This is a genomic window from Caballeronia jiangsuensis (genome assembly GCF_046030135.1).
Lineage (GTDB): Bacteria > Pseudomonadota > Gammaproteobacteria > Burkholderiales > Burkholderiaceae > Caballeronia > Caballeronia jiangsuensis.
In genome coordinates this window covers 71,695-84,448 of record NZ_JAQQDB010000004.1, presented here as the reverse complement: position 1 = coordinate 84,448, position 12,754 = coordinate 71,695, and the positions used below count along the sequence as shown (strand labels likewise).

Annotated in this window: 10 protein-coding genes; 8 read left to right on the top strand and 2 right to left on the bottom strand. The window is 63.0% G+C overall.

From position 1 onward, the window contains the following. The 6 genes from PQR08_RS05600 (at nt 1) to PQR08_RS05575 (ending at nt 7,471) form a co-directional block, all read left to right on the top strand. The gene (locus PQR08_RS05600; protein WP_250485176.1) at nt 1–1,911 is read left to right on the top strand and encodes a (Fe-S)-binding protein; all 1,911 of its coding nucleotides are present in this window, start codon (nt 1–3) and stop codon (nt 1,909–1,911) included. 4 nt (nt 1,912–1,915) lie between these two features. Further along, entirely contained in the window at nt 1,916–3,076 is a 1,161-nt protein-coding gene (locus PQR08_RS05595) for an electron transfer flavoprotein subunit alpha/FixB family protein (RefSeq protein ID WP_250485175.1), read from the top strand. Beyond that, the gene (locus PQR08_RS05590; protein ID WP_250485174.1) at nt 3,073–3,831 is read left to right on the top strand and encodes an electron transfer flavoprotein subunit beta/FixA family protein; all 759 of its coding nucleotides are present in this window, start codon (nt 3,073–3,075) and stop codon (nt 3,829–3,831) included. The genes PQR08_RS05595 and PQR08_RS05590 overlap by 4 nt, the downstream gene beginning before the upstream one ends. Nucleotides 3,832–3,927: 96 nt before the next feature. Continuing rightward, on the top strand, nt 3,928–5,226 hold the full coding sequence (locus PQR08_RS05585) for an aromatic ring-hydroxylating oxygenase subunit alpha (RefSeq protein ID WP_238293625.1): 1,299 nt from the start codon (nt 3,928–3,930) through the stop codon (nt 5,224–5,226). Between the two features lie 23 nt (nt 5,227–5,249). Then, a complete protein-coding gene (locus PQR08_RS05580) occupies nt 5,250–6,488 on the top strand; it encodes an FAD-binding oxidoreductase (RefSeq protein WP_408161092.1) in 1,239 nt (412 codons plus the stop codon). A 128-nt stretch (nt 6,489–6,616) separates the two neighbouring features. After that, a complete protein-coding gene (locus PQR08_RS05575; RefSeq protein WP_250485173.1) occupies nt 6,617–7,471 on the top strand; it encodes a glycine betaine ABC transporter substrate-binding protein in 855 nt (284 codons plus the stop codon). A 714-nt stretch (nt 7,472–8,185) separates the two neighbouring features. Here the strand turns inward: PQR08_RS05575 and purU are convergent. After that, on the bottom strand, nt 8,186–9,061 hold the full coding sequence (gene purU, locus PQR08_RS05570; RefSeq protein ID WP_250485172.1) for a formyltetrahydrofolate deformylase: 876 nt from the start codon (nt 9,059–9,061) through the stop codon (nt 8,186–8,188). A 119-nt stretch (nt 9,062–9,180) separates the two neighbouring features. Beyond that, the gene (locus tag PQR08_RS05565; RefSeq protein WP_187605450.1) at nt 9,181–10,092 is read right to left on the bottom strand and encodes a choline sulfate utilization transcriptional regulator; all 912 of its coding nucleotides are present in this window, start codon (nt 10,090–10,092) and stop codon (nt 9,181–9,183) included. Between the two features lie 108 nt (nt 10,093–10,200). On the opposite strand from PQR08_RS05565, the gene betC reads away from it, so the two are divergent. After that, complete coding sequence (betC, locus tag PQR08_RS05560; protein WP_250485171.1) at nt 10,201–11,736, top strand: choline-sulfatase; 1,536 nt, start codon at nt 10,201–10,203, stop codon at nt 11,734–11,736. Nucleotides 11,737–11,791: 55 nt separating this feature from the next. Further along, complete coding sequence (locus PQR08_RS05555; protein WP_238295546.1) at nt 11,792–12,739, top strand: choline ABC transporter substrate-binding protein; 948 nt, start codon at nt 11,792–11,794, stop codon at nt 12,737–12,739. Nucleotides 12,740–12,754: the final 15 nt, after the last annotated feature.

Here is a 12,754-nt window from a genome sequence, read left to right as displayed (position 1 = left end):
ATGAACCCCGTGTTTGTCATCACCGCGCTGCTGTGGCTTTCGATGGCGGGCCTCGCGTTCGCCCTGCTCAAGCGCGCAGCCTACTGGCGCGAAGGCCGCGCGACGACGGCCGGCGCATACGGATGGGCGAATCTGCTCACCATCCCGAAGCGCTATTTCGTCGATCTGCATCATGTCGTGGCGCGTGACCCGTATATCGCGAAGACGCACGTCGCGACCGCCGGCGGCGCGATCCTCGCGATGGCGCTCGTCTTCATCAACTACGGTCTCGCGATCTACTCCGTCTGGCTCGACCGCGCGATCTTCATCGCGGCGATCATCATGCTGGTCGGCGCGGTGTTCGTGTACCGGCGTCGTCGTGCGAAGGACGTGCCCGCGCGTCTGTCGCGCGGACCGTGGGACAGCCTGCCGCTGTTGCTCGGCTCGTTCGCCGTGGGTCTCGCGCTGTTCGTGCTGTTGCCCGCTTCGTGGATGTCGGGATCGCTCGCGATCATCGTGGCGTTGCTGATCGCGGCGGGCGCATACACGATGACCTTCGGCGCGGCGCAAGGCGGCCCGATGAAGCACGCGATGGCGGGTCTGCTGCATCTCGCGTTCCATCCGCGCCAGGAACGCTTCAGGGCGAAGACCGAGCATGAAGTCGTGCCGCCGACCGCCCTGAAAAAGCCCGTGCTCGATGCGAAGGAATACGGCGTCGGCAAGCCGGTCGAGTTTCGCTGGAATCAGCTGTTGAGCTTCGATGCCTGCGTGCAATGCGGCAAGTGCGAAGCCGCGTGTCCCGCGTTCGCATCGGGTCAGCCGCTCAATCCGAAGAAGCTGATTCAGGATCTGGTCGTCGGCATGGTCGGCGGTTCGGACTCGCAATACGCGGGCAGCCCGACGCCGGGCATTCCCGTCGGCAGGCACACCGGTGGTCCCGCCAAGCCGCTCATCTCGCAGATGATCGAAGCGGACACGATCTGGTCGTGCACGACATGCCGCGCCTGCGTGCAGGAGTGCCCGATGCTGATCGAGCACGTCGATGCGATCGTCGATATGCGCCGCAATCAGACGCTGGTCGAGGGCATCGTGCCGGGCAAGGGTCCCATCACGCTCTCGAATCTGCGCGAGACGGGCAGCCAGAACGGCTACGACATCGGCGCGCGTTACGACTGGTCGGTGGATCTGCAAGTGCAGGTCGCGCAACCGGGCCGTCCCGTGGATGTGCTGCTGATCGCCGGCGAAGGCGCGTTCGACATGCGCTATCAACGCACGCTGCGCGCATTGGCTAAGGTGATGAACAAGGCGGGCGTCGATTACGCGGTGCTCGGCGGCGTCGAAACGGATACCGGCGACACGGCGCGGCGTCTCGGCGACGAAGCCACGTTCCAGCAATGCGCATCGAAGCTGATGAACACGCTTTCGCAGTATCAATTCCGTCGCATCGTCACCGCCGATCCGCACGTGCTGCATAGCCTGCGCAACGAATATCGCGCGCTCGGCGGCTATTACGAAGTGCAGCATCACACCGCGTTCATGGCCGAACTGGTCGAGAGCGGCAAGCTGTCGCCGAAGGCCGCCGCCGTCCTCGCGGACAAGAAGATCACGTATCACGATCCGTGCTATCTCGGCCGCTACAACGGCGAAACGGAAGCGCCGCGCAAGCTGTTGAAGACCATCGGCATCAAGGTCGTCGAGATGGAACGTCACGGCATGCGCGCGCGCTGCTGCGGCGGTGGCGGCGGCGCGCCGCTGACGGATATCCCCGGCAAGCAGCGCATTCCCGATATCCGCATCGCCGATGCACGATCGGTCGGCGCCGAAGTGGTCGCGGTCGGTTGCCCGCAATGCACCGCAATGCTGGAAGGCGTGGTCGGTCCTCGTCCCGAAGTGCTCGACGTGGCGGAACTCGTCGCCGCAGCGCTGGAGTGAAGCCATGAACGACATCAAAAGAATCGATCCGCGGCGGCCTTTCATCGTCACGGCGGCCGGGCTGAAGCGCATCACGCTCGGCGAAGTCGGCAACGGCTTCGTGCTGGATTTCGCGCATGGCGGTCACAGGGAAGCGGTCAAGCCGCGCCGCACGACAAAGCCCGCGACGCGCTCGCTGCTCGTCGCGGCGCATACGGATCGCGGCGCGCTCGACGATCACGCGCGCCAGGCGCTGGCCGCCGCCGCCCTGCTCGCCGACGATCAGACCGAAGTCGTGCTGATCGCGTTCGGCGAATTCAAGGACGATGCCGCGGCGCTGGGCGCGGATCGTCATATCGCGCTGCCCGCGTTCGACCGGCGCAATTACGCGCCCGATGAAGAAGTGCGCGCGTTGACGGCATGCGTCGCGGCTTTCGCGCCGGCGCATATCTTCATGCCCGACAACGCAACCGGCGACGGCGATCTCGGCCGCCGCTACGCCGCGCGCGCCGATGCATCGATCGCGACGCAAGTCGTCGAGCTCGATGCGGCGCATGTCGCATCGTATGCGCATGCGGGCCGCGCGCTCGCATCGCGTGCCTTGCCCGATGTGGTTTTGCTTGCCGCCAATGCCGTCGATGCGAAGCTGCCGTTCGTCGGCGCGGGCGAGGCGGTGAGTCCGCAAGGCATCGTGCCGGCATCGAAAGTAAGCGCTTATGTCGATCTCGGCATCGAGGAAATGGATGCCGCGCAGGTCGCGCTGGAAGAAGCGGACTTCATCGTGTCGGCGGGCAACGGCGTGTCCGACATCGCCGCTTTCGAGGCGCTCGCGGGCACGCTGGGCGCGGCGATCGGCGCGAGCCGTGTGGCCGTCGACGATGGCAAGTTCACGCGCGACAAGCAGATCGGCGCAACGGGCAAGACCGTCGAGGCGAGCGTGTATATCGCGTTCGGCATTTCGGGCGCCGTGCAGCATTTGCAGGGCATCAAGGATTGCCGTCACGTGATCGCCGTGAATCTCGATGCGAGCGCGCCGATCGCGAAGCGCGCGAATCTCACGATCGTCGCGGACACGCAGGAAACGATCAAGGCGCTGAGCGATGCCGCCGCCGCCGCGCGCGCCGCGCGTGCCAACGGCACATCGATCGTCGAGACCGCGCACGTTGCCGAAGGAGTTGCAGCATGAAGATCGCCGTTCTGGTTTCCACCGGCCGCCATCCCGTGAGCGGCACGGCGCGCTACAGCCGCAACGATGCGGCGGCGCTTGCGATCGCCATCGACATCGCAAAAGCGCAGCGCGCGCAACTCGACGTGCTGCACGCGGGCGATCCCGCGAATCCGGCGCTCGCCGAATATCTCGCGCTCGGCGCGCCGAAAGTCGAAGTGCTCAATACGCAAGGCGACGCGTGCGCGGCGCTTGCAGCAAGGCTCGCGGGCTACGACCTCGTGTTCACCGGCACGCGCGCCGAAGGCGCATTCGACAGCGGCACGCTGCCCTACAAGCTCGCGGATGCGCTGAACGTTCCGCTCGTCGGCGCGGCCGTCGATGTCAGCGTGACGAAGGAACGTGTCGAAGTGCGGCAGTTCATGCCGAAGGGCTTGCGCCGCCGCGTGCGGGCGCCGCTGCCCGCGCTCGTTGCGGTGCATCCGCTCGCCAATGCGGCGCCGCGCTACGCGTATGCGCGCATGCGTGAAGGCCACGTCGCGCCGGTCGCGGCGAGCGCGCCTGTCGACCGGGAAAGCACGGCGTGGAACATCGGCCCGATCACCGCGAAGCCGAAGAAACTGGCCGCGCCCGAGAAGCGCTCGGGCCACGCGCGCATGCTCGGCGCGACGACGACGGAAAGCCGCGGCGGCAGCGTCGTAATTGAAGGGAGTTCCGTCGAAAAAGCACAAGTGATTCTGGCGTATTTGCGCGAGCATCAACTCGTCGATTATTGATTTTCGGCCCGACCGGGCGACCCACATACGAAAGCAGCAGCCCGCGTTCAAAGGTGTTTGGCGGGGCACCAGACGTGACGCAAAACGGAGCACACGATGAAAGTTTCGGCAGACGTTCGCGCTTTGATCGAACGCCGCAAAAAGGGCCACACGCTCGAGGCGCCGTTCTATACGAGCGAGGAGATTCACGCGCTCGACCTCGACGCCATTTTCCGCAAGACCTGGATTCAGGTCGCCATCGAACCGGACATTCCCGAACCGGGCGATTACACCACGGTCGAGATCGGCAACGATTCGATCCTGATCGTGCGCGACGACGACATGGAAATCCGCGCCTTCTATAACGTGTGCCGTCATCGCGGCGCGCGCCTGTGCAATCAGGAGAAGGGTTCGCTGGGCAATATCGTGTGCCCGTATCACAGCTGGACGTACAACCTCTCCGGCGATCTGATGTTCGCCGAGCACATGGGCGACCAGTTCGACCGCTGCAAGCACAGCCTGAAGAAAGTGCACGTGCAGAACCTGGCCGGCCTCATTTTCATCTGCCTCGCCGACGAGCCGCCCGCCGACTTCGCCGTGATGCGCGAAGCGATGGAACCGTATCTCGCGCCGCACGGCCTGAAGGACTGCAAGATCGCGGCGAGCATCGATATCGTCGAGAAGGGCAACTGGAAGCTCACGATGGAGAACAATCGCGAGTGCTATCACTGCGTCGCGAACCATCCGGAACTGACCATTTCGCTCTATGAATATGGCTTCGGCTATCAGCGCTCGCCCGCCAACGAAGAAGGCATGGCCGCGTTCGAGAAGACCGTCGAAGAGCGCACGAAGCAATGGGAAGCGATGTGCCTGCCGTCCGCCGAAATCGAACGCCTCGCCGATCTCGTGACGGGCTTTCGCACGCAACGCCTGCCGCTCGACCGTGAAGGCGAATCGCAGACGCTCGACGCGAAGGTCGCATCGAAGAAGCTGCTCGGCGGTTTCGAGCGCGCGGACCTGGGCGGCCTATCGTTCTGGACGCAGCCGAATTCATGGCATCACTTCATGAGCGATCACATCGTGACGTTTTGCGTGCTTCCGCTTGCTTCGGGCGAAACGCTCGTGCGCACGAAATGGCTCGTGCACAAGGATGCGCGCGAGGGCATCGATTACGACGCCGACAACCTCACCGCCGTGTGGCGCGCGACGAACGATCAGGACCGCACGCTCGTCGAGTATTCGCAACTCGGCGTCGCGAGCAACGCGTACGAGCCGGGTCCGTATTCGCCCTTCACGGAAGGACTCGTCGAGAAGTTTTGCGAGTGGTACATCGGACGTCTTGCCGATTACGCCGACACGCCGGTACACGGTGTCGATGCGTCGCACGGCGAGAAAGTCGTTTCCTTCATGCGCTAAAGCAGTCGTAGCAGGAGCAGAACATGATGCGCGATCAGGCTACGTTCGAGCCGACCCAAAGCCGCGTGACCCAGCCGAAATTCTGGGGAACGCTGCCCATGCGCTGGGACTGCGACACGGACGAGACGCTCGTCTGCTGTCACGTCCGGCAGGAAACGCACGACGTCAAAAGCTTTTTCTTCAAGGCGCCCGGCGAACGCACGTTCGTGTTCGAGCCGGGGCAGTTCATCACGCTGGAACTCGATATCGACGGCGAGCAGATCAACCGCTGCTACACGATCTCGTCCGCGCCGACTCGCCCGCACACGATCTCCATCACGGTGAAGCGCGTGCCGGGCGGCAAGGTGTCGAACTGGCTGCACGATAACGTCGTCGCGGGCACGACCGTGCGCGTGCTCGGACCGTCGGGCGAATTCACGTGCGCGCGGCATCCGGCGCGCAAGTACCTCTTCTTGTCGGCGGGTTCGGGCGTGACGCCGCTCATGTCGATGAGCCGCGCGCATCACGAACTCGGCGACGATGCCGACATCGTGTTCGTGCACAGCGCGCGCACGCCCGACGACATCATCTTCGCGCGCGAGCTCGATCTGATCGCGTCGAATCACAAGAACTTCCGTACGTCGTTCGTGTGCGAGCGCATCGGCGCGCGCACGAGCTGGCCGGGCGTGACGGGCTTTCTGAGCCTGCCGTTGCTGAAGCTGATCGCGCCGGACTTTCTCGACCGGGAAATCTTCACGTGCGGCCCCGCGCCGTACATGAAGGCGGTGCGTGATCTGCTCGATGAAGGCGGTTTCGATCGCAAGCACTATCACGAGGAAAGCTTCTCGTTCGGCGTCGTCGAGGAAGTCGCGGCGGAACTGACCACTGCGCACGTCGCCGATGCGCTCGCGACGCAGACGGATTTCGTCGAAGCGCGTGAGGAAGCGGTCGGCTTCGAACCGGCCCCGATCGAAACGGTCGAGCCGATCGTAGAGCCGGTGGCGGAACCCTTGATCGAAACGAAGTTCAAGGTGAACTTCGCGAAGAGCCGGCGCGATATCGAATGCGGCAGCGGCGAGCACGTTCTCGATGCCGCGAAGAAGGCGGGCGTGCGTCTACCTTCGTCGTGCACGCAGGGCATGTGCGGCACCTGCAAGGTGAAGCTCGTATCGGGCGAAGTGAGCATGAAGCATGCGGGAGGCATTCGTCAGCGCGAGATCGATCAGGGCATGGTGCTGCTGTGCTGCAGCAAGCCTTTGAGCGATCTCGTCGTCGACAAATAAGGTCCTCGGGCGACCCGGATGGGATGAGTCGTTTCTTGACAACTGAGTGTCGGAAAAGTGCGTTACGGGCTAATTCTGGCTGGTGATTCTGTTCGCTAGACGGCGTGGGGCCGCTAAGGGGAAACCAAATGAAACCGATGAGAAGAATGCTCGTGCTTGGGGCGATGACCGCCGCTCTCGCCGCGAGCTTTATGGCAAGCGCCGCAGATAAGCCGACGATCAAAATCGGTTACGTCGAGGGCTGGGACGATAGCGTGGCGACGTCGAATGTCGCTGCACGTGTCATCGAGAAGAAGCTGGGTTATCCGGTGCAGCTCGTGCCGGTTGCGGCTGGCGTGATGTGGCAGGGTGTGGCGCGCGGCGATCTGGATGCGACGCTCTCGGCGTGGCTGCCGGTCACGCATGGCGCGTACTGGAACAACTTCAAGGCGAAGGTCGTGAATCTCGGCCCGAACTTTCAGGACGCGAAGATTGGCCTGATCGTGCCGGAGAATGTCGACGTCAACAGCCTGTCGGATCTCGAAGCGAAGAAGACGGAATTCGATTCGCGCATTGTCGGCATCGACGCGGGCGCGGGCGTGATGCAGAAGACGAGCGAGGCGATCAAGGCCTACAACCTCGACTACAAGCTGCTGCCGAGTTCGGGTTCGGCGATGACGGCGGAACTGGCGCGTTCGGAGGCGGCCAACAAGCCGATCATCGTGACGGGCTGGAAGCCGCACTGGATGTTCGCGAAGTACAAGCTGAAGTTCCTCGAAGATCCGAAGAAGGTTTTCGGCGAGTCGGAGCACGTGGATAACGTGATCAATCCGGAGCTCGAGAAGAAGGCGCCGCAGGTGGTTGCGTTCTTGAAGAAGTTTCAGTGGAAGCCGGGTGAGATCGATAGTGTGATGCTTGCGACGCAGAATGGAGAGAAGCCGCAGGCGGCTGCGGATGCGTGGATCAGCGCGCATGGGGATCGGGTGGATAGCTGGACCAAGTGATTGGGTTTGAGCGTTGGGCAACGCTAAGCGCCGTGGGGGTTTTATACTCGCGGCGCTTTTTTTTTGTCGCCGGATCCCGTTTTCTTTTTGGTTTATTAGCACTGCCCCTGTGCGGGGCGGCAGTCACTTTCTTTGCTGCTGCAAAGAAAGTAACCAAAGAAAGCAGCTTCTCACCGCCCGCGGTCACACGCACGTTGGCCATGCTTGCCAGCCCGCGATGGCACTCGCCTAAGTGTCGCCCTCACAGGCCCAATCGGGCTTGGCTCGCGCACGGTCTGCCGCCCGAGAGGTTTCAGGGCGCTGGTTCAGCACGAAAGAGCATCGGCACAGCGCTACGCGCTGCCGTTGGGTATCCGAGGGAAACCATCGAAGAAAAAGCGCGCGCACACCCGATTGACCCATCGGTCGCGAAGCGGGCTGGAGCTATTTGGTGCTGAACCAGTCCGTTGTGTGCTGCGCTGTGTCAGACCGTGCGCGGTCCAAGCCCTTGTCTGCTTGCGGGGGCACTCGCTACAGCCGGGCCATTCAGCCAATCGCCTGTGCCGCGGCCGGTGTGAAGTGCTTAGGCTGGGGATAGCTGTTTCTTTGGTTACTTTCTTTGCAGCAGCAAAGAAAGTGACCCCCGCCCCGGGGAGGGGCAGAGCTAATAGACCGACGCGAAAACAGGATTTCACAAACACGCAAGCAAGCAAGCAAGCAAGCAAACCACAAAACCTATCGCAAAACCACAGTCCGTTCCCCATTGATAAACACGCGCCGTTCGATAAACGCCTTAACGGCCCGCGCCAGCGTAATACACTCCACATCCCGCCCGGTAGCCAGCAACCGCTCCGGCCCATACGAGTGATCGACCCGTTCGACTTCCTGCTCGATGATCGGTCCTTCATCGAGATCATCGGTGACGAAGTGCGCGGTCGCGCCAATCAACTTCACCCCACGCGTATGCGCCTGATGATAAGGCTTCGCGCCCTTGAACCCCGGCAAAAACGAATGATGGATATTGATCGCACGCCCAGCAAGCTTGCGACTCGTCTCACCAGAAAGTATCTGCATATAACGCGCAAGCACCATCAACTCGGCGCCTGAAGTCTCGAACAGATCGAGCAAACGCGCTTCCTGCTGCGACTTGGTATCGGCGGTGATCGGCAGATGATGAAACGGCAAGCCATGCTGCTCGGCCAGATGAGCAAGATCGATATGATTCGACCCAATCCCGACGATATCCATCTTCAGCTCGCCCATGCGCCAGCGGAACAGCAAATCGGCAAGACAGTGCTCCAGCTTCGACACCATGAGCAGCACCTTCGGCCGCACGGCGAGATCGTGCATCGCCCAGGTCATCGAGAAGCGCCCGGCGATCGGCTCGAATTCCTGCTTCAGCATCGCGAGATCGAGCGTCTCTTCGGGTCGCGCGCCATGAAACACGCAACGCACGAAAAAGCGTTCCGACAGATCGTCGTCGAAGACCGTGAATTCATCGATATAGCCGTGATGCCGCTCCAGAAAACCGACGATGGCGGCCACCTGCCCCGCCGCGCTCGGGCACGAAACGGTAAGCACCAGTTGATCAAAGCGGGAATCGGCTGCCATGCGTGCTCCACATTCGAATGGTTGCAGCGCCACGAAATGCGGCGAGCGTACGCGCTAGTAGAGCAAACGCGAGCACATCCGGGATAGAAGCGAACCGCCGCGCAGATAGTACGAAAGCGTCAGCCGGCCACGTCGCATTCGTCGAGCAGCCACTCGCTGAACGCGCGCACAGCCGCAGCCGGTTCGCGCGGCGTGACGAGCACGTAGCCGCGATCGGTGACGAGCGGCGCATCGCAGAGCGCGACGAGCTGGCCCGTCGCGATGAGTTCATCGATGAGCGGCGCCCAGCCGAGCGCGACGCCCTGGCCCATCACCGCCGCGTGCGCGACGAGCGCATAGCTGTTGAACGTGAAGCCGCCGTGCGTCGGCGGCGCGGCGAGGCCCTGTGCCTCGAACCAGGCGCTCCACGATAGCCAGCGCTCGGGGAAGGTCGGTTCGAGATGCAGCAGCGGCAGTCCGAGCAGATCGGCGGGCGAAACAGGCTCGCTTCTGCCTGCGATCAGCGCGGGGCTGCACACCGGCATCACGCGCTCCGCAAAGAGCTTGACGGCGCTTTTCGTGCCCCAATCGGCCTGCGTATCGCCGAATACGATGACCACATCCGCATGATCGCCCGATGCGCTCGGCAGGCTCTGCGACGTAATGATCTTCACATCGACATCGGGCATCAGCGCCTTGAATTGCGGCAGGCGCGGCATCAGCCAGTAAGTGGCGAAGCCGAAGTCCGTCGAGAGCGTAAGCGTGCGCTGCGCGTGACGTGAGCGGATATCCGACGTGGCCGCGCGGATGAGATCGAGGCCCTGACGCACGGCATCGAAGAGACGCGCGCCATCTTCCGTGAGTGTGACGCCGCGATGCCCGCGCTCGAAGAGCGGCGCGCCGAGCGATTCTTCGAGCTGCACGACGCGCTGGCTCACGGCGGGTTGCGTCGAGCCCAGTTCGCGCGCCGCGGCCGTGAAGCTCGCGAGGCGCGCGGCGGATTCGAACATCGATAGCGCCTGCATCGGTGGCAGGCGGTCCGGCCGCGGCATAAGTGCTCCTTATATGCGCATAACGAAATGCCGTCTTCACAGGTGCAATCTGAACGGCAATAGTGACGCTGAACGCTCAATCAAAGATTCTATTCGAGGCACGCATTCATGCTTGAGACGAAACAAAATATCCTTGTGCTGATGGCCGATCAGCTCACGCCCTTCGCGCTCTCCGCATACGGCAACCGTGTGACGAAGACGCCGCGCATCGATGCGCTCGCGCGAGAAGGCGTCGTGTTCGAATCCGCGTATTGCGCGAGTCCGCTGTGCGCGCCGTCGCGCTTCTCCCTGCTCGCGGGCAAGCTGCCATCGAATATCGGCGCATACGACAACGCCGCCGAATTTCCCTCCGAAACGCTGACCTTCGCGCACTATCTGCGGGCCGAAGGCTATCGCACGATTCTCTCGGGGAAGATGCATTTCTGCGGCGCGGATCAGTTGCACGGCTTCGAGGAGCGTCTCACGACCGATATCTATCCCGCCGATTTCGGCTGGACACCCGACTGGCAAAATCCCGATGCGCGCCCGACGTGGTATCACAACATGAGCTCCGTCATCGATGCGGGGCCGTGCGTGCGGACCAATCAGCTCGACTTCGACGATGAAGTGACCTTCACCACGCGTCAGAAGCTCTTCGATATCGCACGCGAGCGCAATGCGGGCAGGGACGCGCGGCCTTTCATGATGGTCGCGTCGCTCACGCATCCGCATGATCCGTACGCCATTCCGCGCAAGTACTGGGACATGTACGCCGACGATGATATCGACATGCCTTCGTATCGCGATTCGCTCGATGCATGCGATCCACATTCGAAGCGCCTGCGTCACGTGTACGAGGCGGACCGCACGCCGCCGACCGACAGGCAGATCCGCAACGCGCGTCGCGCGTATTACGGCGCAGTGTCCTACGTCGACGATCAATTTGCGTCGATTCTCGAAGCGCTGGAGCAGGCCGGCCTCGCCGACGACACGATCATCGTCGTCACGTCGGATCACGGCGAGATGCTCGGCGAGCGCGGCCTCTGGTACAAGATGACGTTCTTCGAAGGCGGCTGCCGCGTGCCGCTGATCGTGCATGCGCCGAAGCAGTTCAACGCGCGTCGCGTGCCGGACTCGGTCTCGCATCTCGACGTGCTGCCCACGCTCGTCGAATTCGCACGCGGGGAAGCGCCGCAATCATGGCCCGACAGCATCGACGGTCGGAGCCTCGTGCCGCATCTGCGCGCGACAGGCGGCCACGACGAAGCGATCGGCGAATATCTCGCGGAAGGCGCGATCGCGCCAATCGTGATGATCCGGCGCGGACGCTTCAAGTTCATCCACACGAGTGTCGATCCCGACCAGCTTTTCGATGTGGCAGCGGACCCGTTCGAACGCGAAAATCTCGCGGGCGATGAACGGCACGCCGCGCAAGTGGCCGAATTCCGCGCGGAAATCGCGCGCCGCTGGAATCTCGATGCGTTGCATCAGAACGTACTGAAGAGTCAGCGTCGCCGTCATTTCCATTTCGCGGCGACGACGCGCGGCACGATTCAGTCATGGGACTGGCAGCCGCATGTCGATGCGAGCCAGCGCTATATGCGCAATCACATCGATCTCGACGATCTCGAAGCGATGGCGCGCTTTCCCGCCGTCGAGCACTGACGACGCGAGACGCGATTCCCACTTTCATCATCCCCATATCCGACAGGAACGCACCATGAAAAAGGGCTTCATTCATGCGCTCTTCGCCGCCGCGCTGGTGTGCGTGGCTTCTCATGCATTCGCCGCCGAGCCGCAGGCCTGCGCGCAGGTGCGCATGGCGGGGCCCGGCTGGACCGACATCGACGCGACCAACGCGATGAGCGGCATCGTGCTCAAGGCGCTGGGCTACCGGCAGAACGTCGCGAACCTGTCGGTGCCGATCACGTATCAGGGCATGAAGAAAGGGCAGATCGATGTCTTTCTCGGCAACTGGATGCCCGCTCAGGCGCCGCTCGTGAAGCCGTTCTTCGAGGAGAAATCGATCGACGTGGTGCGCCCGAATCTATCCAACGCGAAGTTCACGCTCGCGGTGCCGGACTATGTCGCGGCGGCCGGCGTGCACTCGTTCGCGGACCTCGCGAAGAACGCCGACAAGTTCGATAACCGCATCTACGGCATCGAGCCGGGCGCGCCCGCGAATCAGAACATCAAGCACATGGTCGATGACAAGGCCTTCGGCCTCGGTGACTGGAAGCTGGTCGAGTCGAGCGAGACCGCGATGCTCACGCAAGTGGAGCGGGCCGTGCGCGACAAGAAGTGGATCGTGTTTCTCGCGTGGGAACCGCATCTGATGAACACGAAGTTCAAGCTGGCCTATCTCGATGGCGGCGACAAATACTTCGGCCCGAACTACGGCGGCGCGACGGTCAATACCGTTGCACGCAGCGGTTACGAGCAGCAATGCCCCAACGTGGGCCGGCTGTTCAGGCAGATGGCGTTCAACGTCGATCTGGAAAACGGGGTGATTACCGAGGTGCTGGAGAAGAAGACGAATGTCGATGCAGCCGCGACGGATGCGCTGAAGCGGCATCCGGAACTGCTGAAGTCGTGGCTCGACGGGGTGACCACGGCGAGCGGCGGAAACGGGCTTGCAGCCGTTCAGACCGCGCTCGGCGTGAAGTGAAGGTGCAATGCCCGG

Excerpts from the sequence above, each read along its gene's own strand:
- PQR08_RS05580 (WP_408161092.1), top strand. The coding sequence starts at position 5,250 with ATGATGCGCGATCAGGCTACGTTCGAGCCGACCCAAAGCCGCGTGACC.
- PQR08_RS05600 (WP_250485176.1), top strand. The coding sequence starts at position 1 with ATGAACCCCGTGTTTGTCATCACCGCGCTGCTGTGGCTTTCGATGGCG.
- PQR08_RS05575 (WP_250485173.1), top strand. The coding sequence starts at position 6,617 with ATGAAACCGATGAGAAGAATGCTCGTGCTTGGGGCGATGACCGCCGCT.
- PQR08_RS05595 (WP_250485175.1), top strand. The coding sequence starts at position 1,916 with ATGAACGACATCAAAAGAATCGATCCGCGGCGGCCTTTCATCGTCACG.
- PQR08_RS05555 (WP_238295546.1), top strand. The coding sequence starts at position 11,792 with ATGAAAAAGGGCTTCATTCATGCGCTCTTCGCCGCCGCGCTGGTGTGC.
- betC (WP_250485171.1), top strand. The coding sequence starts at position 10,201 with ATGCTTGAGACGAAACAAAATATCCTTGTGCTGATGGCCGATCAGCTC.
- PQR08_RS05585 (WP_238293625.1), top strand. The coding sequence starts at position 3,928 with ATGAAAGTTTCGGCAGACGTTCGCGCTTTGATCGAACGCCGCAAAAAG.
- PQR08_RS05590 (WP_250485174.1), top strand. The coding sequence starts at position 3,073 with ATGAAGATCGCCGTTCTGGTTTCCACCGGCCGCCATCCCGTGAGCGGC.
- purU (WP_250485172.1), bottom strand. The coding sequence starts at position 9,061 with ATGGCAGCCGATTCCCGCTTTGATCAACTGGTGCTTACCGTTTCGTGC.
- PQR08_RS05565 (WP_187605450.1), bottom strand. The coding sequence starts at position 10,092 with ATGCCGCGGCCGGACCGCCTGCCACCGATGCAGGCGCTATCGATGTTC.